The organism is Ruegeria sp. HKCCD7628, assembly GCF_057221005.1.
Map to the genome: position 1 here is coordinate 24044 of NZ_JBWVBA010000009.1, position 23042 is coordinate 47085.

24 protein-coding genes are annotated in these 23042 nt (G+C 58.9%); 13 read left to right on the forward strand and 11 right to left on the reverse strand.

Features of this window, described 5'->3' with window-relative positions:
• Positions 1-127: 127 nt before the first annotated feature.
• From AC2TAD_RS16890 to AC2TAD_RS16920, 7 genes are all read left to right on the forward strand, one after another.
• The gene (locus AC2TAD_RS16890) at positions 128-2416 is read left to right on the forward strand and encodes a glycoside hydrolase family 9 protein (RefSeq protein WP_480869059.1); all 2289 of its coding nucleotides are present in this window, start codon (positions 128-130) and stop codon (positions 2414-2416) included.
• A 135-nt stretch (positions 2417-2551) separates the two neighbouring features.
• Complete coding sequence (locus AC2TAD_RS16895; protein WP_480869060.1) at positions 2552-2986, forward strand: hypothetical protein; 435 nt, start codon at positions 2552-2554, stop codon at positions 2984-2986.
• Positions 2983-3648, forward strand: a complete 666-nt coding sequence (locus AC2TAD_RS16900) for a MotA/TolQ/ExbB proton channel family protein (protein WP_170755150.1) — start codon at positions 2983-2985, stop codon at positions 3646-3648. Before AC2TAD_RS16895 ends, AC2TAD_RS16900 begins: the two co-directional genes overlap by 4 nt.
• A 31-nt stretch (positions 3649-3679) precedes the next feature.
• Entirely contained in the window at positions 3680-4006 is a 327-nt protein-coding gene (locus AC2TAD_RS16905; RefSeq protein ID WP_170356050.1) for a biopolymer transporter ExbD, read from the forward strand.
• Positions 4003-4380, forward strand: coding sequence for an ExbD/TolR family protein (locus tag AC2TAD_RS16910; protein WP_170755151.1), 378 nt, complete (start codon positions 4003-4005; stop codon positions 4378-4380). The genes AC2TAD_RS16905 and AC2TAD_RS16910 overlap by 4 nt, the downstream gene beginning before the upstream one ends.
• A complete protein-coding gene (locus tag AC2TAD_RS16915) occupies positions 4377-5540 on the forward strand; it encodes a TonB family protein (protein ID WP_480869061.1) in 1164 nt (387 codons plus the stop codon). Before AC2TAD_RS16910 ends, AC2TAD_RS16915 begins: the two co-directional genes overlap by 4 nt.
• Positions 5541-5881: 341 nt before the next feature.
• Positions 5882-6889, forward strand: a complete 1008-nt coding sequence (locus tag AC2TAD_RS16920; protein ID WP_170355807.1) for a porin — start codon at positions 5882-5884, stop codon at positions 6887-6889.
• 51 nt (positions 6890-6940) lie between these two features.
• Here AC2TAD_RS16920 and AC2TAD_RS16925 read toward each other — a convergent pair whose 3' ends face one another.
• From AC2TAD_RS16925 to AC2TAD_RS16945, 5 genes are read right to left on the reverse strand one after another with little or no spacing between them, the layout of a single operon-like run.
• On the reverse strand, positions 6941-7483 hold the full coding sequence (locus AC2TAD_RS16925; RefSeq protein WP_170355810.1) for a DUF3833 domain-containing protein: 543 nt from the start codon (positions 7481-7483) through the stop codon (positions 6941-6943).
• Positions 7480-8097: a DUF3833 domain-containing protein gene (locus AC2TAD_RS16930; protein WP_170355811.1), complete on the reverse strand. Its 618-nt coding sequence runs from the start codon at positions 8095-8097 to the stop codon at positions 7480-7482. The genes AC2TAD_RS16925 and AC2TAD_RS16930 overlap by 4 nt, the downstream gene beginning before the upstream one ends.
• Positions 8094-9317 (reverse strand): MFS transporter, encoded by a 1224-nt coding sequence (locus AC2TAD_RS16935; RefSeq protein ID WP_480869062.1) that lies wholly within the window; start codon positions 9315-9317, stop codon positions 8094-8096. Before AC2TAD_RS16935 ends, AC2TAD_RS16930 begins: the two co-directional genes overlap by 4 nt.
• Complete coding sequence (locus tag AC2TAD_RS16940) at positions 9317-9853, reverse strand: hypothetical protein (RefSeq protein WP_480869063.1); 537 nt, start codon at positions 9851-9853, stop codon at positions 9317-9319. The genes AC2TAD_RS16935 and AC2TAD_RS16940 overlap by 1 nt, the downstream gene beginning before the upstream one ends.
• Positions 9816-11138, reverse strand: a complete 1323-nt coding sequence (locus AC2TAD_RS16945; protein WP_480869064.1) for an NAD(P)/FAD-dependent oxidoreductase — start codon at positions 11136-11138, stop codon at positions 9816-9818. Before AC2TAD_RS16945 ends, AC2TAD_RS16940 begins: the two co-directional genes overlap by 38 nt.
• Positions 11139-11327: 189 nt before the next feature.
• Between AC2TAD_RS16945 and AC2TAD_RS16950 the strand changes: the two genes are divergently transcribed.
• The gene (locus tag AC2TAD_RS16950; RefSeq protein ID WP_480869065.1) at positions 11328-12053 is read left to right on the forward strand and encodes an SDR family NAD(P)-dependent oxidoreductase; all 726 of its coding nucleotides are present in this window, start codon (positions 11328-11330) and stop codon (positions 12051-12053) included.
• 15 nt (positions 12054-12068) lie between these two features.
• Here AC2TAD_RS16950 and AC2TAD_RS16955 read toward each other — a convergent pair whose 3' ends face one another.
• A complete protein-coding gene (locus AC2TAD_RS16955; protein WP_480869066.1) occupies positions 12069-13721 on the reverse strand; it encodes a Y-family DNA polymerase in 1653 nt (550 codons plus the stop codon).
• 61 nt (positions 13722-13782) lie between these two features.
• Positions 13783-14070, reverse strand: coding sequence for an I78 family peptidase inhibitor (locus AC2TAD_RS16960; RefSeq protein ID WP_480869067.1), 288 nt, complete (start codon positions 14068-14070; stop codon positions 13783-13785).
• A 129-nt stretch (positions 14071-14199) separates the two neighbouring features.
• On the opposite strand from AC2TAD_RS16960, the gene AC2TAD_RS16965 reads away from it, so the two are divergent.
• A complete protein-coding gene (locus tag AC2TAD_RS16965) occupies positions 14200-15312 on the forward strand; it encodes an S-(hydroxymethyl)glutathione dehydrogenase/class III alcohol dehydrogenase (protein ID WP_480869068.1) in 1113 nt (370 codons plus the stop codon).
• Positions 15313-15364: 52 nt separating this feature from the next.
• Here the strand turns inward: AC2TAD_RS16965 and AC2TAD_RS16970 are convergent, their stop codons facing one another.
• The 3 genes from AC2TAD_RS16970 to AC2TAD_RS16980 all read right to left on the reverse strand — a co-directional run bounded on the left by AC2TAD_RS16970 (position 15365) and on the right by AC2TAD_RS16980 (position 19818).
• Positions 15365-16303: a DMT family transporter gene (locus AC2TAD_RS16970; RefSeq protein ID WP_170355825.1), complete on the reverse strand. Its 939-nt coding sequence runs from the start codon at positions 16301-16303 to the stop codon at positions 15365-15367.
• Positions 16304-16437: 134 nt separating this feature from the next.
• Positions 16438-16851, reverse strand: a complete 414-nt coding sequence (locus AC2TAD_RS16975; RefSeq protein ID WP_480869069.1) for a group III truncated hemoglobin — start codon at positions 16849-16851, stop codon at positions 16438-16440.
• Between the two features lie 48 nt (positions 16852-16899).
• Positions 16900-19818 (reverse strand): error-prone DNA polymerase, encoded by a 2919-nt coding sequence (locus AC2TAD_RS16980; RefSeq protein WP_480869070.1) that lies wholly within the window; start codon positions 19816-19818, stop codon positions 16900-16902.
• A gap of 110 nt (positions 19819-19928) precedes the next feature.
• Between AC2TAD_RS16980 and AC2TAD_RS16985 the strand changes: the two genes are divergently transcribed.
• On the forward strand, positions 19929-20393 hold the full coding sequence (locus AC2TAD_RS16985; protein ID WP_170755163.1) for a DUF1203 domain-containing protein: 465 nt from the start codon (positions 19929-19931) through the stop codon (positions 20391-20393).
• Positions 20394-20404: 11 nt separating this feature from the next.
• On the opposite strand, the gene AC2TAD_RS16990 is transcribed toward AC2TAD_RS16985, so the two are convergent.
• The gene (locus AC2TAD_RS16990) at positions 20405-21337 is read right to left on the reverse strand and encodes an ABC transporter ATP-binding protein (protein WP_480869212.1); all 933 of its coding nucleotides are present in this window, start codon (positions 21335-21337) and stop codon (positions 20405-20407) included.
• A gap of 87 nt (positions 21338-21424) precedes the next feature.
• On the opposite strand from AC2TAD_RS16990, the gene AC2TAD_RS16995 reads away from it, so the two are divergent.
• From AC2TAD_RS16995 to AC2TAD_RS17005, 3 genes are all read left to right on the forward strand, one after another.
• Complete coding sequence (locus AC2TAD_RS16995) at positions 21425-21616, forward strand: zinc-finger domain-containing protein (RefSeq protein ID WP_170355833.1); 192 nt, start codon at positions 21425-21427, stop codon at positions 21614-21616.
• 89 nt (positions 21617-21705) lie between these two features.
• Positions 21706-22368 carry a YrbL family protein gene (locus tag AC2TAD_RS17000; RefSeq protein ID WP_480869071.1) on the forward strand — a complete coding sequence of 221 codons (663 nt, stop codon included), beginning with the start codon at positions 21706-21708 and terminating at the stop codon, positions 22366-22368.
• A 156-nt stretch (positions 22369-22524) separates the two neighbouring features.
• Positions 22525-22995 (forward strand): hypothetical protein, encoded by a 471-nt coding sequence (locus tag AC2TAD_RS17005; RefSeq protein ID WP_480869072.1) that lies wholly within the window; start codon positions 22525-22527, stop codon positions 22993-22995.
• Positions 22996-23042 lie beyond the last annotated feature (47 nt).

Below are 23042 nucleotides of genomic sequence, written 5' to 3' on the forward strand. Positions count from 1 at the left end.
ACCTGAATCTGTTGAAGTGACCGCAAGTGACCGAGTCGTATGGTCGCCGGACCCAACAAAGGATTTCGGTTCGGTTGGGAAGTTGAATGGTCGGTCAGGGAACTTCTCGGGGAATGAGAGTGCAACCATGCCTCAACTTTTCACAAGTTGGGCCAAAGTCGAGAAGGGCAGCCGCTTGGGCGGGTTTCGTCTGGGCAAAGAAGACCATCAAAAGCAGGCTTTGGCTGATGAGGCTGATCAGTGGCAAGTGACCGTCGACGGTACAGCCGTGCAGGTGAAAGCGCTGTACCGCAAATCGACACCTGTTCAGACGATGGCAGTCGCAAACGGACGTTTCGAAAGCACGAAAAGGCATGTTGTAACCTTCGAACTGGATCAAGACATTCCCGAAGGTGCGGTCGTTGCCATCAAGGGGCCATCTGTAAAAAGGATCGAACACCGCCGAGAAAAAAACCCGTTCAGCGAAGCGATCCACGTTTGTCACGCCGGATATCCTTTGACCGGGCCAAAGAAGGCATATGTCGGTGCGTGGTGGGGGCAGGACCAGAACGGCCGGGTCGGAAACACGGATGGCGCAGTATCGGAGGACACGGTTTGGCGCCTCACGTCCACCCAAGACGGGGCCGAAGCGATGTCAGGTCGTCTGCGACTAGTGAAACCTGGGGCCGAGCCGCATCGGAAAGACCTTAATTTCAATGGCTGCGATATATATGAGGCTGACTTTTCTGACCTGAATCTCGAGGGAGATTTTCATCTTCATGTCGACGGGTTGGGTCGGTCCTTTCCCTTCCCTGTATCACTTGCACCTTACGACAAAGCCCTTCGACTGGCTGCCCGCTGGTACTATTACCAGAGATCCGGTTGTGAAATTGCGGAACCATTCGGCGAGGGGATATCGCGGCCGCGCGACGGCCACCCCGACGATGGGCTCAGAATATGGCAAACGGACGTTAAACTGGGCGTTACAAGCGAGGGCTACGGAAAAGCGCGCGTTTTTGAATTGCTGTCCGAGTATGTGCAGGGGGCAGGAGGTACCGACGCCGCGCCCGAACTGTCGACGATGTCGACCAATCCAAGCGCATGGGGTGGATGGCATGACGCGGGTGACTGGGATCGCCGCGTGCAGCACATGGATGTGGTCTTTCACATGGCCGAACTTGTCGAGGCTCATGATCACTGTCGAACTCTGGACCTGAATCTGCCTGAAAGCGGCAAACCTTTCGCGCATCCGGCCGTGAAGGCCAAAAAGAACGCGCAGGATATCGGAGATGGTCAAACCGTCCTGCCTGATCTGATCCACGAGGCACTTTGGGGCGCGTCTTTGTGGCGTCGCACACAGCACGAGGATGGTGCGATCATAGGGGGCGTCGAGTATTCCAGAAGCGGGATATTTGGATCGGTTTCATGGAACCCGGTGCAGAAAATCTATGCCTATGGACCCGAGGTCTGGGCCGCTTATCGGTTCGTCTTCGGCGCAGCCAAGCTGGGGCATGTGATCAAGAACACCTGCGCAGACCAGGTGCTGGGCGATGCGATCATTGCCGAAGCCCTGTTGGCGTGGAATTGGGCGGAACAGCAACCCGTGCCGGACATGGACGAAGCTGATGAGACGGCCGTTTTGTCGAAAAGCAGGGTCGCCGAGGCCCGTGTCGCTGCCGCGGCGGCTTTGTATCGGGCGACCGGTAACAAACAGGCGCGCGCCGCGTTTGAAGCTCATAACCCGTTTGCCCCGCAGGCTGATACGCCTGTGGACGGCGTTCGATTGGGTGTCTATCCCTACAGCAATACCGAATATATGAAGGCCGCCAAAGAAGGCAGGCCCGTAAACAGCAAGGTGTATTCCGCGATCGGTCGATGGATAAAATCGCGCGCTTTAAAAGGCGAAAGAATGGGGCGGGATTTCGGGTTGCACACGACGGCCACGTACCCTTGGGGCCGGGGTTGGATGCGTTTTGGTCCCGGCTCGAACTGGAGAGCCGGGCAGTTTGCCATGTACGGTGCGTTGGTAGAGGACGTCCCGCAGGATTTGCTGGACAAGGCTGCGGAAGGCATGTGGTTCGGGCTGGGCTGCAATCCCGCCAATGTCAGTTTTGTGCAAGGTATGGGGCATCGCGATTTTTCGGACCCTTTGATGACCGACCGGCGTGGAACGGCCACGATTCCCGGCCAGGTCAGCTTTGGAGTAGCAGGAGGCAAGATGCACAAATGGGAGCAGAGAAAGACACAAGGGTCGATTTACCCTTCTCTCCAGGATGACTGGCCGATTTACAATCAGATCTTCGAAAGTCGCAGTATCGCCGTGACAGCGGAACATGACATGAAGGCGAACGCGATGGAATGGTTGGTTGCCTGTGCATTCGCAACGCGTCGACCCTCTGATGAGGCGTCGGGAAATGGTGACACTACAACCGAATAGGCGCAGGTCTGCCACGAAATTCACAAAGCCGTCTGCTACTCTTTTACCGGCTTGCGGTGTTCGCTATGTGTAGCGGATCGCCAGTCAAGTGTCGTCGGTCTTCGATGTCCACTTTGAACAATCGGGAGCACGTAAATGCCGTTTCTCCGCCCGGCCCTTGTGGCTTTGATCTTCTGTAGCTTGCCGTTCGCGTCTGCCGCGCAGTCTCAGGACAGTGGGCCGGGGAATTTGCAGATTGAATTGAATGCCTTGCAGGATGTCGAACAGGGCTGTCGTATGAACTTCCTGGTCGAAAACAAAACCGGTGTCGACATAGAAGACGCCAGTTTCGAAACGGTTATCTTCGACACATCTGGCAGTCTGATCACCCTGACGCTGTACCCTTTTCGCGAACTGCCCGTGGATCGCCCCCGGTTACGGCGATTTGACCTGCGCGACGTAAGCTGCGCGTCCATCGGCCAAGTGCTGATCAACGGTGCAAAGAAATGCTCGGTCGACGGCGCAGACAGTCCGATCTGCATTGAGGCACTGAAGCTGCGTACCCGCACAGACGTGGAGCTTCTGGGATGAGCCCGATTGACGCGCTGCGCGAAATCCTGAACCTTGGCGGGCCGGTTGTTGCGATCCTGATTGCCATGTCCGTCGTGACCCTTGCGGTGACGCTCTATAAGGTCTGGCAGTTCACCGTGTCAGGTGTTGGACGGCACCGGGTGTTGTCGCAGGCATTGGCCGCCTGGGATGATGGCGACAAGCAGACGGCGCGCGCGCGGCTGGCCAAAAGCCGCAGCTATCTGGCCCCGTTGGTCGAAGTGGCCATGGATGCGCCGGATGCACCGGGGCTGGACCAACGTCTGGATGCCGAAGCCGGGCTGGCGCTGGCCGGGCTTGAACGCGGCTTTCGCCTGTTAGACACGGTGGCGCAGTTGGCCCCGCTGCTGGGTTTGTTCGGGACTGTTCTGGGTATGATCGAGGCGTTTCAAAGCCTGCAATCCGCTGGCTCGTCTGTTGATCCGTCACTTTTGGCGGGCGGAATTTGGGTGGCTCTGATCACGACTGCCGTAGGGTTGGCCGTGGCTATGCCGACCTCAATGGTCCTGTCTTGGTTCGAAAGCCGGACGGCACGTGAAAGAGTATTCGCCGACAAGGCGCTGCGCACGATCCTTGTGCCTGGGCAAGCGATCCCGCTCGCCGATACTGACCAACCCATGGAAACCGCACCGGGACATGCGTAACAGGGCGCCCTTTGTCAGACGACCGCTGTCGATGACGCCGCTCATCGACGTGATCTTTCTGCTGCTGCTGTTCTTCATGCTCACGTCAACTTTTTCGAAATACGCCGAAATCGAGCTGAGTAACGCGACCGGCGGCGGCACTCCCTCTGATACCCCGACCGAACGGTTTTTTGTTCAACTCGGGCCCGAGACGCTGACTTTGAACGGTGCTGACATTACGTTCGATGATCTGACGGCGCAGGTCGAAACCGGCCAGATTCTGATCAGTTTGGGCGAGGCGACCACCTCGCAGCGGTTGGTGGACCTTTTGGTCCGGCTCAGGGGACGCGAAGGTCTCAGCGTTTTGGTGCTGGAATGATCCGCTCAATCCGTCCCCGCCGCAAACGCGACTCCACGATCGCTCTGATCAATGTCATCTTTTTGATGTTGATCTTCTTTCTGATCGCCGGAACGGTTGCGGTGCCGCTGGATCCGGATCTTCAGCTTGTGGATACGTCCGAATTGGATGGGCGCGAACCTCCCGATGCTTTGGTAATGCACAGTGACGGCAGCCTGAGTTTTCGCGGAACAGAGATTGAGCCCGAAGCCTATATGCAAGGTCGAGAGCCCGGCCCGGTGCGGATCGTCCCTGATCGCGAGGCGCTGGGCGCGCGTCTGGTCGAAGTTACGGGGACATTGCGTCGTCTTGGGGCAACATCTGTATTCGTGGTGACCCAAAAGGCGTTGGAATGATCCGGGGGTCCATTTTCATCGCGGTTGTCGCCGTGCTGGTGTCATTGCTTCTGCATTTCATGGGGCTTGCTTTTACGACGCCAAATCTGGTTCAGGATGCTGGCACTTCGGACGCGCAAGATACGGTTGAACTGGGCAACAGTTTCGAATACCTTGCCGAACCCGCATCAGCACCGGAAGAGCCGGAGCCTGTCCCCGAGCCCGAGCCGCCAGCCGAAGAAGAAGTTGTCGAAGAACTGCCAGAGGAACCTGAAGTGCCGGTCAGCGAGGCGCTAGTCGCCTCGGAAAACCCTCAGCAGACCTTCTCACCGGATGTTGGTGAGGCCGAAGTTGTGCAGCCCGTAGAAACCGAGCCAGTCGAACCGGATGTGGCTGAGACTGAAGATACATCTGAAGGCGAAGAAGCCGCGAGCGATGAAATTGAAGAAACTCCGTCCGTGGAAACAGCAGAGGTGGTCGAGATACCCGAAGGCGATCCGGACGTTTTGCCCGAGGAACTTGAGGCCCCCACCGAAACGCCGCCCGTGACACCGGAGGTCGAAGAACTGGCAGCGCTTCCTGAACCCGAAGCTGAACCTGTGCCCGAAATTTCCGTCGTGCCGGTTGTGCCGCTTGAAGATGAAGCGGTCGATCCCGTTCTGCCCGAAGCAACCGCCGAGCCGGAAGAGACCGAGGCGGATTCGGAACTGGCTGTTCGGTCCTCGATCCGGCCACAACGGCCCGAACGCGAGCCGACACCCCGACGGCAGGGCGCAAGTAATGGCGCGCGGGATTTCAGTGATCTGAGATTCCCTTCGCAAGAGATCGAGTCGCCCTTATCCACCTATCGGCGCAGCGGGGTCGATAACTTCACCCGAGGCAACAGTGGCACTCGGTCTGGTGGGCGAGGGCCCGGGAATTCGGACACCACCAACTATGCGGGCGAGGTTCTGGTCCATCTGAACCGCGCCCCGGTCGTCTTTGTCTCGGCGCGCGGCTTTGCGCAGGTTTTCTTCCGGATCAATCCTGACGGATCACTGGCCTTTGTCGATGTGGTGGACAGTTCCGGCTCGCCCGAAGTCGACCGCGCTGCCCGCGCGCAAGTTCGCGCCGCCGAGCCGTTCCCTCTGCCGCCCGGAGGAACCAGCCGCAGTTTGTCGTTCTTTTACACCAGCAATTGACCACCATCGGACATGCAGATCGTTTTATCTGCACTCAAAAATTTGGGTTTTGAATTTACCTTTATTTTCAATGCGACAGTCCGGCGCTTGGCCGTTTCAAGGCCCGCCGCCATTTTTGTTGATCACACCTTTGTAATGTTTCTGGTGAATCCCCGAATGGTTCTTAAATAAACGCTAACCGCATGCGGCGGGATCAACGATCAGTGCAAAGATGCAACAAACTCCATTGCGCTGACAAAAAAACGCAAGATACATATTGCGTAATTTCTGTAAATCTAAGAATGGAAGCTCAAGTCGCAATTGCGCGGCTGTCCTCCTCTCGAAATTTATGGAATCACACCATGAAAAAACTCCTCATCGCATCGACCGCGCTGATCGCAACCGCAAGCGTTGCTGCCGCGGAAGTTAAATTCAGCGGCTACGGTCGTTTTGGTATTGGCTACGAAGAAGATCGTTCTGCACAAACCACAACCACGACCGCCGGCGGCGCCGTCAACGTGAACAATCCTTCGACCGACAATACCATTCTGGTGTCGCGTTTCCGCCTGAACATCGACGCCAATGTCGAAACCGACAGCGGTGTCGAATTCCAGGGCCGCGTTCGTTTGCAGGCCGACGACGACTCGTCCACCGGTGAACAGAACGAAGCTGGTCTGAACGGCGCCCGTTTCTCGGTCATCTACGGCGGCTTGCGTGTTGACGCGGGCAACGTCTCGGGTTCGTTCGACAACCTGGATGACTATTTCGGCAACGAACCCGGCCTGGAAGAATTCCTTGGCCAGTACGTTGGCGTTAACTACTCGTTCCTCGAGTACAGCTCGACCGGTTCCGGTGCAAACGCGGTATTCTTCCGTTACACCGTCGGCGATTTCGCGTTCTCGGCCTCGTATGATCAGGACACTCAATTCCTGGGCGCGGGTCAGACTGACGATCGCGATCGCTGGGACGTAAGCGGTTCGTACACATTCAACAACATCACCGCGTCGCTGGCCTATGGTGAGACCGACGAAGGCGCTGGTGTTGAAAAAGAAAGCCTGGCCGTTCTGACCATCGGCGCAGAACTGGGCGATTTCTACGGCACCCTGTTCCTGGCAGACGACGACGTTGCTGACGATGCCGAAAACGGCACTGCCTATGGTCTGTCGGCATCTTACAACGTTGGCGCAGCAACCACCCTGCAGTTCGTTTACGGTGACGGCAATGCGGATGACGATACGCGCAACATCGGTGTTGGTGCCATCTACGACCTGGGCAACGGTGCGACCCTGCGTGGCGCTGTTGGCGAGATCAAAGACGGTGACGAAGACGGCCGCATCCGCGCTGACTTTGGTGCTCAGTTCAACTTCTAAGTTGATCTGAACCATACAGTCTATTGGGCGGGTCCTTAGATCCGCCCTTTTTCATTTCTTTTCAAAGAACAGAATGACTTCGCCCAACCGCACGCCGTAACGCGAAACATAAGCGCGGTTCAGCAACCGGTCATCCGACAACAGCCACATCCAATCGTCGAAGTTCACGCGCATTGTGCCTTCTTTGATAGGCAGGTCGATTTTGTATTTCCAGTTGAACGTATCCCCACGCTCGACACCCGAGGCGGTGCCAAGCACGCCCGGAGCGGTTCCTGTCCACGTATCTTCACCTGTTTTGGTCAGAGTCCAGATCCGCTGTTCCGTGGCGCCATCGTCATAAACAAAATCTTCGACAAGCGTCAGCGTTTTGCCGTCCCATGTGCCGTCAATATCCACAGTAAACCGTCGCGGGACATTGCCCAGAACGTCTTGGAACTGCCCATAGGCTACGGTTTCGCCCTCAAAGAACTCTTCCAGATTCAATTGCCGGTCTGACAGGAACGTCTTTGGAACGCGCGGCTTGGCCGAACAAGATGCTAAAGCCACAATCCCCACGATCGCCAGAGCTGAGACAGTAAGCCGCCGGATCATCATTGCAGCGGCCTCATGTCGCTGTCTGCATCATATCCGTTCGCCCCGTTCAGATGCGCGGTCTTGACCTCGGGCGCAGGGCGCATCGTGGCAACCAGTTCGGCAACCTTTATTCCGAACTTGCGCATCTCGGATCGGTTCATGATCACACCGTTTTCGGTCAGATACATCCAATCGGTCACGTCCAGAGTATGCCCGCCTGAATCTTGCGGCAAAATGATCCGGTACTTCAACTTGACTGTAGACCCCGAGATCGTGCCTTGACCCTCGCCCACGATGTCATCTGCAGTGGCGGTAAATGTGTTGCCAGTGCCAAGTGTCAGATACCATTTGCGGGTCATCTGCTTGCCGTTGGAATAGGTGAAATACTCGGCCAGTGTACCGGTGTTTCCGTCCCATTCGCCAACCATACGGGCAACAAAGCTGTTGGTCATCTTGCCGTTGGGTCCATAGATCAACCCCTCGGACAGGATTTCCCCGTTCAGGTTCTGTTTCATGTTAAAGGCAGGGCCTGTGCTTGCGTAGTCCGCAGGCACCTGTGAGCGAAAGCTCAGGAACCTCCGCTTTGCAATGATCACCAAAAGGATGGCGGCAAGAAGGATGGCAACAAGTGTCATTTGGAAGTGACCTCCGTTGGCAACGTCAGAACCATTCCGAACGCGCCGAGTTTCAGGATGCAGGGCAGCACTGCGTAAGCGAGGTTGAGCGTATTCAGAGCCTCGGCCGAGTTTGCTTGTCCCGGAGCGAATCCGCTGCGTTCGAGCAGCGGCAAAGTGAAGAAGGCGGCCAATGCAAGGCCCAGTTTGCCCGCAAATGACCAGATGCCAAACGCCGCGGATGCGTTCAGGCCAGCGCGCGTCAGTACGACCGAGAACATCGCTGGCAACACGACCATATCCGCGCCCAATGCGGCACCAGATGCAATACAGATCACTGCGAACCCAGTCAGGTTCCCCGCCGACAGAGTGGCGGCACCGATGAAGCCTGCGATCGAAAGGGGCATGGCGATTATCAGAGTCTGTTTCGGGCCAATTCGGTTGCTTAGGCGTGCCCAAAGCGGAACGCTTGCCCCGGCGCTGAGGAAAAACAGGATCAATAGTGGCCCGGCTTTTCCAGGCAATTGCAGGCGATCTTCAACGAAGAACAAAAACAAGGTTGAAGTGATGGCCACAGGCAAACTGTTCACCAGCGCCAAAGCCAACAGACGCAGCGCACCTGCCTGACCCAGCCCTGCAAAAGATAACCCATCGCCGGTAATCGGCGTACGCAGCCAAATGGGGTACGTCACCGCGCATGTCAGCACCGCTAACAGGCCCAAGAATATGCCGAAAGCTGGATATCCCTGAGCGGCCGCTCCGAACGCCAGAAACAGAGCAGGGGCACTGGCTGCGACGACCACTCCTAACAATTGGCCGCCTTCGCGCCATGCGGCCAATGTCATCAGTTCTTTCGGATCTGTCTGTTTTGCAAGGGTGGCGCTGCGGCCATACAAAAGGATCGTGCCGAGGCTGTAGGCCGAAAACAGTAACACCAGAACAGAGACTAATGCTGTGATACTTGCGCCTTCGGGCAAGTTAAAGAGGACCGGAAAGCCAATGGCCAATCCCAGCGCAGCCATTGCTGCGAACACAAGTTGGGCCTTGGGCCAACGATCGATGGCCCAGCCGATCAAAGGATCCTGCACCAAATCGACCAACCGTATCACCAGCAGGACAGTACCGATTACGCCCAGTCCGATACCAAGATTGACGGCGGCGAAACGCGGCAGATGAATATAAAGCGGGATACCCGCTGCCGCGAGCATCAGCGCATAGAGGCTGACCCGCGGATACAGCATTATTGTCCCCGCAACTTCTGCGAGAAGGAGGCCGAGCGTGTGTTTTCACCCAAGAAAACAGACATGAAACTGCGCTTGATGCCCGGATAGGACATCGTGCAGGTCTTGGCTCCATTCAGCCAGAAAGATACGCGATCTGGTCCATCTGATACGGCCAGGTATCGGTCGCCTTTCTTCACGGCCTTGAAGCAGATTTCAAGCTGATCGCGCACTGGGGCCGGGCTGCCGATGCGCTCCATCTCATCCAGTGTCGAATTGATCAGCGCCTTTTTCGTCACGTTGCGGCGGTATTGAAGTTCAAGGGCAAAGTCCTGCCCCCAATCAAACGACGCACCGCGCTGTGTGAACAGCTGGGCATTATACAGAGGCAACCCCAAGTACCGGTAGGTTGCCGTGCCATGCAGTTGAGGGTTGTCCAGCGTGTTCAGGCCCGGTGAGGCTGCAAGCCCGCCAGAGGCCAGCAGCAACACCGAAATCAACGCCGCGCGGAAGCCACCCTTAGGCAGGGATGGCCGGGCCTTTTGCAAGAGTGTCATTTTCAGCTCCGAGGGTTTGCGGGGTGCCGTTCAGCTGCGCAACGACATGCATCGCGCTGGCAATCCCGTCTTCGTGAAAGCCGTGCCTGTTATAGGCGCCGGCAAACCAGGTTCGGTTCTGTCCCTGCATCTCGCGGATTTGCCCTTGTGCCTTCAGGGCTGCTTTGTCGAATACCGGGTGGGCAAATTCTACCTGATCATAGATTTTATCCGCAGAAATTTCTGATGAAGCATTCAGCGACACGAACAGGGGGTCACTGTCCGGAATATTCTGAAGCCGGTTCATCCAGTAGGTTACGCCAACATTTCCAGCCTGCGACCGATAGGTCCAACTGGACCAGCAGGCGCGTCGCCGGGGCATCTGGCGTTCGTCGCAATGCAGAATCGCTGTATTGGGCTGATACCGGATTGCGCCAAGTGCCGCGCGCTCGGCTTCGGTCGCGGCATCGCCCAGAATGGCCAGCGATTGATCGGAATGCGTGGCGAGGATAATCTCGTCAAACTGATCCGCGTGCCCTTGGCTGTGGACCGTAGCACCCACATCGTCGCGTTTCACGTGATCAACCGGAGAGGCCAATCGGATATCACATCCGCGCGCGCGCAGCGCGGCATCGATGCGGCGCACATATTCGATGCTACCGCCTTTGACGGTATACCACTGATGCTGCTTCGCGCGTCCACTAGCCAGCAGAGCGTGGTTTCGGAAGAATTGCACCAGCGAGCGGGCCGGGAACTGATCCACGAACTCAACTGGGGTCGACCAGATCGCGCCACACATGGGCATCAGATAGTTGTGGCGGAACCAATGGCCCAGGCGTAGCTGATCCACCAACTCTCCGATTGTGGTGTCATCGTCTTGGGCGGCCTCTGGGGCCTCCTTTCCGAACCGCAGGATGTCGGCGATCATTTTGTAATAGGCGGGGCGGGCCAAGTTGCGTTTCTGCGCCGTCAGGGTGCGCAGGTTGTTCAGCCCGTATTCGATGCGGCCATTGTCAATGGTAGCGCCAAAGCTCATTTCCGACTTGATGACCGGAACGTTCAATTCGTCAAATAGTGCGGTCAGGTAGGGATAAGTCACATAGTTGAAGACGATGAACCCGGTATCCACCGGTTGGTCGCCATTCTTTCCGGCCATAACCGTGCGCGCGTGACCGCCCAGCCGGGGTTCGGCCTCAAAGACGGTTACGTCGTTGTTTTCTGACAGGTAGTAAGCTGCGGAGAGACCCGAGATGCCTGCGCCAATGACTGCGATTTTTTTCCGGCCGCCCCGGGATTCGTCGAACATTCAAGCCTCGTTATGTAACGTATTACAATAAGATACGCAGGATAGGCGGGGGTGGATCAATCGGATTAGGTGTTTTTCTTGAATGCACTATGTTGTGACCTCGGGTTACAGAAGACCTGGCGGATCTGCTTTTGATCCAGCGCCCCGTCGCGGTCGTAAAAGAAACACAACATATGAAACGGTCGCGGAATGAGCAGCTTTGACGGAAAAACCTATTGGATCATTGGTGCCAGCGAAGGTCTGGGGCGGGCTTTGGCCCAAGCTCTCAGCCGTCAGGGCGCTCATCTGATCTTATCCGCGCGCAATGCCGACCGTCTGGCCGAGATGTGTGAGACTTTGCCCAACGCTCGCGCAATCCCCATGGATGTGACCGATTTGGATTCGGTTCGCGCCGCAGTGGCTGGCGCGGGCGCGGTGGATGGTCTGGTTTATAATGCCGGGGCCTATGATCCCATGCGCAGTGGCGATTGGGATACGGAAACCGCGCTGAGGATGGTCGATGTGAATTATCTGGGGGCCATGCGCGTTTTGGGGGAAACCGTGCCCGGTTTCGTCAAGGCCGGACAGGGTGAGATCACGCTTATCGGGTCTCTGGCCGGATACCATGGATTGCCTGCTGCAATTGGCTATGGGGCCAGCAAAGCCGCGCTGGTGTCTCTGGCAGAGACGATGCGGCATGATTTGGCTGGAACTGGTGTGACTGTGCGGATCGTCAATCCGGGCTTCATCAAGACCCGCCTGACCGAGAAGAACAGCTTCAAGATGCCCATGCTGATGACGCCCGAGGATGCAGCAAATCGCGTGGTCAAAGCGATGGGGCGTCGCCGGTTCCGCACCGATTTTCCCGCGCCGTTTTCCTGGGTGATCCGGCTGATCGATTACCTGCCGGATTGGTTAGTATATCGCAGAAAATAGACCCTAATTAGGCATTTATCCAAACTGACCGTGGCAAAACCAACCCGCCGACATGGTGCCTCCGTGGCCGTAAAACAGCCACAGCCGTTCGCCCTGTTCGGTCACAACCACCCAGTAATCGCGCACACCGCTGCGCCAGTTGGGGTCATCCAGCCACCATTCGGGTGCGATCCGTTCCGGCCCCGTCGCCTGCGCCAACTGCCAGTCTCGCCCGCGCCAGCGGAATGTGCTGGGCACGTCCGGGGTATCGGGGGCCGTTACCGGCTCGGGCTGCCACATCTGCAAGGGGCGCGGACGCGGTGGTGCAGGCCAGTCTTGCGCGGGCTCCGACCACGCAGCGGCCAGCACCTGTGCGGTTTTCTCGGGGATATGCGAGGCCGCCGGGTGCCGCCTTGTGATCGCCTCCAACCCGACCCGCGCGCCCAGCTTGGCCGTAAGGTCTTCGACGGCGGTGTTGCCGTCCAACCGGTTGCGGGCGACGCGGCGGGCCTCGGCATGGCCGGCCATGGTGCGGGCGTGTAGGGGTTCCGTCTGCACCGCCTCAAGCCGCAGCATGTCGATGCCATAGCCCGCGTCGATCTGGTCAATTTTCATCTCTAACAAAGGCCGAATACGGTGTTTGTCATAGGTTGGGCGGGCCAGTCCGACCTCGATAACCTCGGCGGCCTGATCGGCGCGATGAGCTTCCAGCCGTAGGGTGCGTACCCCGCGCGCTTTCTCCTCTAGCTTGGTACAGAGCGTTGGCAGAACGCGGTCGATGGCGGCCATCACATCCTCGGTCAGGCCGATCGGGTTGGGTAGGGTCATCCGCACCGCAAAGTGATGCGGCGGGCGGGCGGGGGAGACCGGCTCGGGCGCGCTGCCCATCGCCTGATCCAGCCGTAGCACCAGCCCCCGCCCAAATCGCCGCGCCAGCGAGGCACGCGGCTGCCCCAACAGATCGCCGATCCGGCGCAGACCCAGACGGTTCAGTTGTGCGACCACCTGATCCTCAAGCCGCAGCGCCGCGATGGGCAGGGGGCTGAGCGCGCCATAGGATTGCCCCGGCGCTGCGATCCGCGCGCCACTGCCCACAGCCACCACTTGCGGTGCGGCCCCGCCCTTGGTCCAGTGCCGCCGCTTGGTGGCGCGGGCGCGGGTGGCGCGAGCCTCTTGGCTGATGGCGTCGCCATTGCGGTCGGAGGTGGCCTGTTGCCCCGCGTAGCGCGCCAGCGCCCAGGCCGCGCCCAGCGTGTCGGCGATGCCCATCTGTACGCTCAGCCCCATATCTGCGCAGTCGGTTTCGATCACGTTCAACAACGCTTCTTCCCCGCCGAACAGATGCGCGCAGCCTGACAGATCCACGATCAGGCCATCGGGGGCTTCTTCGGCAACCCATGGGCTGAACTTGCCCACCCACCGGCGCAGGGCGGTCAGAAACGCAGCCTCGGCCGGGGCGTTGCGGGGGCGTGTCACCAGATTGGCGCACATGGCATGGGCATCGCGCACTGGTTGGCCCACGCGCAACCCGGCGGTCTGCGCCGTGGCGTTCAGCGATGTGATCACCTGCATGTTCGACTGCTCGGTCACCACAGCCAAAGGCCCATCCTGCAGCCCCCGCGCAGCGCGGATCAGCCGTTCAGCCCCCAGACGAGGAAACCAGAGCGAGAGTATTCGGCGTTTTGGCATCGGCAGACATCAAAATGTTCTCATTTTGTTCTTACCGTAGAATCGTCTGCCGAGTCCACGCCTAGCCGCAGGTCAGGCGCTGAATGATCCCGGTCTCATCTACAAACACATTCAGCCGGTCGATCCGGTAATCTTGCGTAGCAATGCCGTCGGGCCCCAGAACGCGGGACCGTTCAGGCAATTGGGCCTGAATGGTCGAGACAGGTTGACCAATGGAATTGGCAAAGGGCTCACCCAGACAAAACGCCAGATCAACCGGCGCAGGTTCGGGCGACAGGGGCGCGTCCTCGGGCGCGGGTGTCTGGGTGCAGGCGACCAGCAGGGCCAGCGCGGGGATAAAACGGTACATTGGCGTTCCTCTTTCCGGCAATGTCGTTTCTGCAATATCAGATATTTAACAAACCTGTCACCAAAGCGCAGTTGAAAACCTCCTGCGATTGCCGCAGGGTCGGGGCAAAGAAGACAGGGAGACAAAGATATGCGTACCCGTGCCGCCGTCGCCGTTCAGGCGGGCAAACCTTTGGAAGTGATGGATGTGAACCTTGAAGGCCCCAAAGCGGGTGAGGTTCTGGTGGAAATCAAGGCCACCGGCATCTGCCACACCGATGAATTCACCCTGTCGGGTGCCGACCCTGAGGGGCTGTTCCCCGCGATTCTGGGCCATGAAGGCGCAGGCGTCGTGGTTGAGGTTGGCCCAGGCGTCACCAGCCTGAAGCCAGGCGACCACGTGATCCCGCTTTACACCCCCGAATGCCGCGAGTGTGAATACTGTCTGCATCCCAAGACCAATCTGTGTCAGGCGATCCGTGAAACGCAGGGACAGGGCCTGATGCCTGATGGGACCTCGCGCTTTTCGACTTTGGATGGTGATCCAATCCTGCACTACATGGGCTGCTCGACTTTCTCGAACCACACGGTTCTGCCGGAAATCGCGCTGGCCAAGGTGCGCCCGGACGCCCCGTTCGACAAAATCTGCTATATCGGTTGCGGCGTGACCACCGGTATCGGCGCTGTCATAAACACTGCCAAGGTGGAAATCGGCAGCCGTGCCATCGTTTTCGGTCTGGGCGGCATTGGTCTGAACGTGATTCAGGGCCTGCGTCTGGCTGGGGCCGATCAGATTGTTGGCGTTGACCTGAACCCGGCCAAGGTCGAGATGGCGACCAAGTTCGGTATGACCGATTTTGTGAATCCGGCCGAGGTTGAAGGCGATCTGGTTCCTTATCTGGTCAACCTGACCAAAGGCGGCGGCGATTACACCTTTGACGCCACCGGCAATGTGGGCGTAATGCGCGCTGCGCTGGAGTCGGCGCATAAGGGCTGGGGTGAGTCGATCATCATCGGCGTGGCACCTGCGGGGGCCGAGATCTCGACCCGTCCGTTCCAGCTGGTCACGGGCCGCTCGTGGCGCGGGACGGCCTTTGGTGGCGCGCGGGGCCGGACCGATGTGCCAAAAATTGTCGACTGGTACATGGAAGGCAAGATCGAGATCGACCCTATGATCACCCACACCATGGGTCTAGACGACATCAACCACGGTTTCGACCTGATGCATAAGGGCGAAAGCATCCGCTCGGTTGTGGTCTACTAAGGCCCTGAACCTGCGATTTCGAGGACGGCGCGCTGTGAATGGCGCGCCGTTTTTATTTGCCGGGACGGCTTGCGCCTGTGTCGGACCGGGGCGAGCGGACCCTCAGAACCGGGGTATTGACCGACGAGGTGTTCGCCCGGCTTTCGCGCCAGACCACATAGACGCCTGAGGCTATAATGATGCTGGCCCCAACGGCGACCCAGCCATCGGGCCGCTCGTTGAAAAAGACCATGCCGAACAATGTAGCCCAGATGATCTGACTGTATTGGCTGGGGGCGACCACGCCTGCAGGCGCGGCGCGATAGGCAAGGATGATCAGGTGTTGGGCGATGACCGAAAACACGCCCACCAGCGCCATCATCGCCAGATGCAGCAGCGAGGGTGGTTGGTAAACAGCGGGCTGCATCAAGCTCATGACCACAATGGCCAGCAGCATCGGATAAAGGATCAGTACGGCCGAGCGTTCCTCATTCCCGATCTTGCGTACCAAAACAGACCCTAACGCGCTGGAAAACGCCGCAGTCAGGGCCGCGAGATGCCCCAGAGTGATATCCGTGGCACCGGGGCGCAGGACGATCAGAACTCCGATCAGGCCACAGCCGACGGCGGCCCAACGCTGTGCGCGCACGACTTCCCCCAGGATCGGGATCGACAGGACGGTGACGAACAGAGGGAAGGCGAATAACAGCGAGTAGACCTCGGCCAGCGGCAGCGCCGAGAAAGCGTAGAAGGCGCAGACCATGGATGTCACCATCAGGGCCGAGCGCAGCAGGACCAGCCACGGATGATGTGGTCGGAAATTGCCCGTTGTCCGGTCGGTCAGGATCGTCACCGCCATTGGCACAAAGGAAAACAGCGTTGCGAAAAAGATGATCTGCATCACCGAATAGGTGCTACCCAGCACTTTGATCAGCACATCGTGGCTCGCAAAAACGGCAAAGCCCGCAAACGCATAGCCAAGCCCCCGAAGGGTGGTGTTCTGAGTGCTCATGAGGCGGCCTCGGGTGATGTGTCGGTGTAGGGGCGCAGCGCATTGGGGCTGTCGTACCCCTGAGTAAACTCATTTGGCCGACCCGCATAGCCCCTATTTTACCGCTAACATGGCAAAACTGCCATGCCCTGGGATCAACGCAGGATGGGAGGTGCGTGTTTGGGTTGGCGTGCAGATTGCACACCGGCCGTCATCCCCACGCCGATTCTTCGGGCCAGCGCGACCCATGGTGTGGAGGTTTCCGGGGGTAAGGTCTGGGTGGCGACCTCTTCGAACAAATCCAGCCAATGGGCGAACATGTCGGGCTGCACGTCGGGCCGTTCAATATGGACCCGCTGCGGATTGCCGTCATAGCTGCGCTCATACAGGATGGCGTTGCGCCAGAAGGCGGCGATCTTTTCCTCATGCGTGGACCAGTCTTGGACATGTGTGTTGAAGACCGGTCCTAGCACCGCGTCCTCGCGCACGCGGGCGTAAAAGGCGGCGACCTGAGCATTGATCTGATCTGGGGTCGCGGGAAAGCGCGGCGGCAGCGTGGGGCGGGTCATGTTTGGTCCGTTTTCGACTCTGTTCTGGGCCGATACCCGGTTTGGGCGTCACGCAACAGGTGTGGTTTTGTCGCGCGGCTCGGGCGTCAGCAGATGCCGGATCAGGGCCACTGGATGCGCCTTGAGGCTGAGGCGGGTGGCCACGTAATCTTCGACTACCTGCTCGCCTAGCGTCATCTGTGGCAGATAGGCTGCGGGCTCGTCCAGCGCCTCGCCCTCCAGATCCTGCGAGAACAGCGGCAAGGGCTTCGCGGTGGCAATCGCTTTGGCCTGCCACAACGCCTCGCGCCTTGTCAGATCGCAGGCGGAGAAGGCATCGGCCTCAGCCAACCGTTCGATTACCGAGGGGCCAAGTCCGGCACGACGCCACACATCATCCACCTGATGGTAGCCATTACCGCGCGCGGCGGTCAGCCAGCTGGCATCTTCCTCGCTCAGGCCCTTGATCTGGCGGAACCCCAGCCGCAGAGCCAACCCGCCGTGACCGTCGGGTTCCATCACATTGCCCCAGAAACTGGCATTGATACAGACGGGGTGCACCTGAACCCCATGTTCACGCGCGTCGCGCACGATTTGCGCTGGGGCATAAAATCCCATGGGCTGTGAATTCAGCAGCGCGCAGGCGAAAATCCCCGGATGGTGGCATTTGATCCAGGCCGAGGCATAGACCAGCAGCGCAAAGCTGGCCGCGTGACTTTCGGGGAAACCGTAAGAGCCGAAGCCTTCGATCTGCGAAAAACAGCGTTCGGCGAAATCCTGTTCATAGCCGTTCCGCTCCATCCCGCGCAGGAACAAGGACCGGAATTCGCTGACATTACCATGTTTCTTGAACGTCGCCAGCGACCGCCGCAGCCGGTCCGCCTGTTCGGGGGTGAAGCCCGCGCCGACGATGGCGATCTGCATCGCCTGTTCCTGAAACAGCGGCACGCCCAGCGTTTTGCCCAGCACCTCACCCAGCGCGTCCGAGGGGAAGCTGACCTCCTCTTCGCCATTCCGGCGGCGGATGTACGGGTGGACCATGTCGCCCTGAATGGGGCCGGGGCGGATGATGGCGACCTCGATCACCAGATCATAGAAATTGCGCGGACGCATTCGTGGCAGAAAGTTCATCTGCGCGCGCGATTCCACCTGAAACACCCCGACCGAGTCCGCCTTACACAGCATGTCATACACCGCCGGGTCCTCGGGCGGCAGGGTGGCGAGGGTATAGCCCGTCTGATGGTGCTGGGTGATCAAATCGAACGCCTTGCGGATACAAGTCAGCATCCCAAGGCTGAGGACATCGACCTTCAGAATACCAAGACTGTCGATATCGTCCTTGTCCCAGCAGATGACTGTGCGGTCCTCCATCGTGGCGTTTTCGATGGGGACGAGTTCGTCCAACCGCCCCTCGGTGATGATGAACCCGCCGACGTGTTGCGAGAGGTGACGGGGGAAGCCGTCGATCTCATAAACCAATGTTAGAGTCTGTTTTAAGCGGCGATCTTCGGGATCAAGACCGATTTCGCGCATCCGTTCCGCCTCGAGCCCCTTGGCCGAGAAGAACCCCCATAGCTGTGAGGACAGAGCCGAGATCGTGTCTTCGGTCAGGCCCATCGCCCGGCCCACTTCGCGGATGGCGCGCTTGCCGCGATAGTGGATCACAGTTGCGCAGAGGCCCGCGCGGTGGCGGCCATAGCGGTCATAGATGTGCTGAATCACCTCTTCGCGGCGTTCATGTTCGAAATCGACGTCTATGTCGGGGGGTTCGTCCCGCGCCTCGGAGACGAAGCGTTCGAACACCATCGTGCCCAGCTCGGGGCTGACCTCGGTGATGCCGAGGCAGTAGCAGACGACGGAGTTGGCTGCTGAGCCGCGTCCCTGACACAGGATATCGCGGGATCGGGCGAAGGTGACGATGTCACGGACGGTCAGGAAATAGGGTTCATATTTCAGCTTGCCGATCAGGGTCAGTTCATGCGCCAGCATCTTTTTGGCTTTTTCCGAGGCTCCTGCCGGATACCGCCATTTCAGCCCCTCATGCGCCAAACGGTGCAGGCGTTGGGTCGGGGTTTCCTGGTCACTGCCCTCGCTGGGGTATTCGTAACGCAGCTCATCCAGCGAGAATTGCAACTGTTCGCTGAGCATATGGGCGCGGGTGACAGCGCCTTCATGGCCTTTGAAAATGCGCAGCATCTCGGATTCCGAACGCAGGCGCTGCTCTCCATTGGCTAGCGCGTCGCGGCCCAGATCGTCGACCTTGCGGCGCAGTCGGATGGCGGTCAGCACATCGGCCAGTTTGCGACGGGTACCATGGTGCATCATCGGCGCAGCGCTGGCGAGGGTGGGAAGGTTGAGTTGCTTTGATTCAGTCTCTAATAAAATGAAATATTCACTGTCTGCGCCATCATACCGAGGATGCATCAACAGATGCATCCGCCCGGCAAAGCGGCGCGTCAGCTGTTGCGCCTGTGTCCGCCAAGCACTCGCGCCGCCCTGCGACCGGGTCGCTTGTGGCCAGAGCAGCAGGTGCAGACCGTCAGAGAATTCCAACAGGTCGGACAGGTGCAGGATGCAGTCGCCTTTTTCCGCACGCAGGCGGCCTTTCGACAGGATACGGCACAGGTTGCCCCAACCCTGCCGGTTCAGGGGCAGGGCGGTGACGGTGGGCGCGTCGGTGAAGATCAGCCGGGCTGCCGGGATCAGGCGCGGCACGGCGTGGATCGGGTAGGAGGGCGGTTTGGGGATATGATCGGGGCAGGGCGGGCCGATGGGCGTGTTCTGCCCTTCCCATTCGATACGTTCGCGCACCTTTCGGGTGATCTCGCGCGCCTGGGTATGGGCACGCACGATCCCGGCGACCGAGTTGTCATCGGCAATCGCGATGGCGGGCAGACCAAGTGTGACGGCACGCTGCATATACTCCTCGGGGTGCGAGGCCCCGGTGAGAAAGGTGAAATTCGACGTGATCGACAATTCGGCATACATGGCGATTCCACATTATATTCACCTTTTGTTCTTTTTCGAGTCCTTTGCGCAGGAAACGGGTCGCTTGCAGTGTCCCCTCTGGGCAGGGTGGCAGAAAAAGGAGACCCGAGATGTTCAAGATCACAGCATTGCCCACCCGCCAAGTCCGCGCGCTTCAGGCCGGAGGGCCGGACGCATATGGCGCCTCGCCCGAGCGCGCCGTTTCCGAAGGTGCGGGCAATCCATGCCGCCATTGCCTGCAGAACATTCCGGAAGGAAAAGAGATGCTGATATTGGCGCATCGCCCTTTTTCTGAGACACAACCCTACGCGGAAACGGGTCCGATCTTTCTGTGTGCCGCCCCGTGTGAACAGTATGAAGGGGATGAGATGCCCGAGATTCTGACCACCTCTCCCGACTATCTGATCAAAGGGTACGGGTTGGATGATCGGATCGTCTATGGCACCGGAGAGATTACGCCCACAGATCGGATCGGCGCAAAGATCAGTGATATCTTTGCTCGTCCCGATGTGGCCTATATCCACATCCGGTCCGCGCGGAACAACTGTTATCAGGCGCGGATAGATCGAGTCTAACGGTCAAATTCTTATCCGCGTGCGGATGTCAGGGCGAGGAACACATCCTCGAGGTCTGCCTCTTCGGTGCGGACGTCGCGAATACGGATGCCTGCGGTGCGGACCGATTCCAGAACTTGTTCGGCGCTGGTCGCAGCGCTGCGATATTGCAGCACCAGGCTGCCATCGTCACGCAGAGTGGCCTCGACCCCTTGCGCTGTTGGCAGTTCGGTCACCGGGCTGTCCGGAGCAATGACCATTGTCCGGCTGTCCATGCGACTCAGCAGGTTGGCGGTGCTGTCCTGCGCGATCTTTTCGCCGTGGTTGATGATCGCGATCTCGTCACACATTTCTTGCGCTTCTTCCAGGTAATGCGTGGTCAGGATGATCGTCATGCCCTGTTCGTTCAGTTTGCGCACATTGGTCCAGAGCATCTGGCGCAGTTCGATGTCCACGCCCGCCGTGGGTTCATCCAGGACCAGAATGCGGGGATGGTGCACAAGAGCCTTCGCCAACAGCAGCCGCCTACGCATACCCCCAGACAGAGTGCGCGCATAGGCTTCGGCCTTGTCGCCAAGGCCGACCAGTTCCAGAATCTCGTCGCTGCGGCGCTGGGCCTTGGGGACGCCATAAAGACCGGCCTGAACCTCTAAGGCGCCACGCGGGGTGAAGAACGGATCGAGGTTCAGCTCTTGCGGCATTACGCCAATTGCTGCGCGGGACTGGCGCGGATTTTTATCCTGATCAAACCCGCCGATAGAGACCGTTCCGGCCGATTTAACCACTAGCCCGGCAAGAATGTTGATCAATGTCGATTTCCCGGCCCCGTTTGGCCCCAGCAATCCAAAGACCGACCCGCGCGGGACCGTCAGGTCAACGCCTTTTAGCGCGTGTTTCTCGGGCTGTGCCTTGCTGCCGCGATAGGTCTTGTGCAGACCTTCGATCCTGATTGCCGCATCGCTCATGTGGCTCTTGCCCCCGGTTTGCTCATCGCTCATAAACGCACCTAATACATGCCCGCGAGGCCGACAACCGAAGAAGGATCGCCAACCGTGACCATCGAAGCGCCGGAAACCAAGATCGTGGAAACCACCCGTGTCGCCTGTGACGGTGGCGAAGGGGCACTGGGCCATCCACGTGTCTGGCTGCAAATCCCTGAAGACACTGGTTGGGTCGAATGCCCCTATTGCGATTGCAAATACATTCTCAAAGGGTCCGCGGCCGAAGAGGCGCAATCAATCTGACATAAAACTGTTACAAGGGCTGACGCCGGGCAGGATATGCTGTAGCGTGCTGCGTCAGAATTCTTGTGTCATTACCACGCGGATCCGGAATGATCTTTCCAGTGCAACTGGTTCACCTGTCCGACAAAGATCTTGTTGCCACAGGTGGCCACAGAAACGTCTACGCCTACCCTGACCAATCCGATCTTCTGATCAAGGTGACGCGCTCGCGCACGCGGCCCAACCGATCTTTTGCCAAGCGCTTTGTGCGGTATTTGCTGCCGGACTCGGTCTATCGCAATGCATTGCAAGAGCTGGAGTGCGAGATGAAGGCGGCGTTGAAAAGCGGCCCGGATATCGCGAAAATGCCATTGGCCCGGTCTTTTGGCGTTGTGCAAACGGATGCCGGGCCGGGCATTGTGGTCGAGCGTATGGAATCTGAGGACGGCTCGCTGGCGCAGGATCTGATGTCGTTGTGCCAGCAGCGCCGGCTGCCCCCCGAGGTTCTGAACAAGCTGAATGATTTTGTTCACAAGCTGTTCGACTTTCAGATCGTGGGTCGCGATATTCATGCGCAAAATATCGTTTACGGCACGCGCGACTCAGTGTCGATGTTCGTGCTGATCGACGGGTACGGGGAACGCAATCTGGTCCCATTGCGCAGCCTGAGCCGTCGACTGAATGACAGGTCGTTGAACAAGCAGATGCACGGAATCGCTGAAAAAACCGGATTGCGATGGGATGCGGCGACCAGAGCGTTCAGCGCTCCATAGCTTTGGTTTGCTGCTTGCCTGACGGCGGATCGCTGAATCGAAGAGATATGGTCATACAGGCACAGTTGCGGTGCGTTTTCCGCAAGCAATAATGTTCTCCCAAATGCTACCGTGGTTTTATGCTATGGCCGATTTGCAGATATTGGGGTGAGTTCGATGACGGATGTTGCATCTACTGACACTGCTAGTCCGGTTTTCGGCTGGATCGGGTTTGGTATTGGTGCCCTTGCGCTGTTTGCCGCGTTGTTCGTGGTTTGGGCAGGGCCGTTTGCGCCGCAGCAATCGACGGGCGTTTCACTGGGCGAATTGGCCGCCGAGATCGGCAAGTCCACCCTGCGCTCGGCCGCGGGGCTGGAACAGCCCGAGCCCGTCGCGCGCAGCCGTGATCTGGATGACTTTCTACAGATCGGCGTGGCCATGCTTGGGGCCTTGGCAATCGTTGTATCTGTGATTGGGCTGCTGCGTCACGAAAGACGGCGCCCTGCAATTGCCGGTACCGTGATTGGCGTAGGTGCGATTCTGTTTCAGTTTTTTGCCATGGCCTTCTTCGCCTTTTTGGGCGTGCTGGTTATCATGGCGCTGCTCAACAGTTTTTCTGACGTGTTCAGCGGCTTGTTCGGTGGCTGACGCGCGTTCTTGACTGGCCACATGAGCGGCCCTGTGGCACAACGTCC

Bases quoted from the DNA above. Each gene is read 5' to 3' on its own strand.
- AC2TAD_RS16970 (WP_170355825.1), bottom strand. From the start codon at position 16,303: ATGAGCACTCAGAACACCACCCTTCGGGGGCTTGGCTATGCGTTTGCG.
- AC2TAD_RS16950 (WP_480869065.1), top strand. From the start codon at position 11,328: ATGAGCAGCTTTGACGGAAAAACCTATTGGATCATTGGTGCCAGCGAA.
- AC2TAD_RS16890 (WP_480869059.1), top strand. From the start codon at position 128: ATGCCTCAACTTTTCACAAGTTGGGCCAAAGTCGAGAAGGGCAGCCGC.
- AC2TAD_RS16910 (WP_170755151.1), top strand. From the start codon at position 4,003: ATGATCCGCTCAATCCGTCCCCGCCGCAAACGCGACTCCACGATCGCT.
- AC2TAD_RS16955 (WP_480869066.1), bottom strand. From the start codon at position 13,721: ATGCCAAAACGCCGAATACTCTCGCTCTGGTTTCCTCGTCTGGGGGCT.
- AC2TAD_RS16895 (WP_480869060.1), top strand. From the start codon at position 2,552: ATGCCGTTTCTCCGCCCGGCCCTTGTGGCTTTGATCTTCTGTAGCTTG.
- AC2TAD_RS16960 (WP_480869067.1), bottom strand. From the start codon at position 14,070: ATGTACCGTTTTATCCCCGCGCTGGCCCTGCTGGTCGCCTGCACCCAG.
- AC2TAD_RS17000 (WP_480869071.1), top strand. From the start codon at position 21,706: ATGATCTTTCCAGTGCAACTGGTTCACCTGTCCGACAAAGATCTTGTT.
- AC2TAD_RS17005 (WP_480869072.1), top strand. From the start codon at position 22,525: ATGACGGATGTTGCATCTACTGACACTGCTAGTCCGGTTTTCGGCTGG.
- AC2TAD_RS16985 (WP_170755163.1), top strand. From the start codon at position 19,929: ATGTTCAAGATCACAGCATTGCCCACCCGCCAAGTCCGCGCGCTTCAG.
- AC2TAD_RS16980 (WP_480869070.1), bottom strand. From the start codon at position 19,818: ATGTATGCCGAATTGTCGATCACGTCGAATTTCACCTTTCTCACCGGG.
- AC2TAD_RS16925 (WP_170355810.1), bottom strand. From the start codon at position 7,483: ATGATGATCCGGCGGCTTACTGTCTCAGCTCTGGCGATCGTGGGGATT.
- AC2TAD_RS16945 (WP_480869064.1), bottom strand. From the start codon at position 11,138: ATGTTCGACGAATCCCGGGGCGGCCGGAAAAAAATCGCAGTCATTGGC.
- AC2TAD_RS16935 (WP_480869062.1), bottom strand. From the start codon at position 9,317: ATGCTGTATCCGCGGGTCAGCCTCTATGCGCTGATGCTCGCGGCAGCG.
- AC2TAD_RS16920 (WP_170355807.1), top strand. From the start codon at position 5,882: ATGAAAAAACTCCTCATCGCATCGACCGCGCTGATCGCAACCGCAAGC.
- AC2TAD_RS16930 (WP_170355811.1), bottom strand. From the start codon at position 8,097: ATGACACTTGTTGCCATCCTTCTTGCCGCCATCCTTTTGGTGATCATT.
- AC2TAD_RS16965 (WP_480869068.1), top strand. From the start codon at position 14,200: ATGCGTACCCGTGCCGCCGTCGCCGTTCAGGCGGGCAAACCTTTGGAA.
- AC2TAD_RS16900 (WP_170755150.1), top strand. From the start codon at position 2,983: ATGAGCCCGATTGACGCGCTGCGCGAAATCCTGAACCTTGGCGGGCCG.
- AC2TAD_RS16940 (WP_480869063.1), bottom strand. From the start codon at position 9,853: ATGACACTCTTGCAAAAGGCCCGGCCATCCCTGCCTAAGGGTGGCTTC.
- AC2TAD_RS16915 (WP_480869061.1), top strand. From the start codon at position 4,377: ATGATCCGGGGGTCCATTTTCATCGCGGTTGTCGCCGTGCTGGTGTCA.
- AC2TAD_RS16975 (WP_480869069.1), bottom strand. From the start codon at position 16,851: ATGACCCGCCCCACGCTGCCGCCGCGCTTTCCCGCGACCCCAGATCAG.
- AC2TAD_RS16905 (WP_170356050.1), top strand. From the start codon at position 3,680: ATGACGCCGCTCATCGACGTGATCTTTCTGCTGCTGCTGTTCTTCATG.
- AC2TAD_RS16990 (WP_480869212.1), bottom strand. From the start codon at position 21,337: ATGAGCGATGCGGCAATCAGGATCGAAGGTCTGCACAAGACCTATCGC.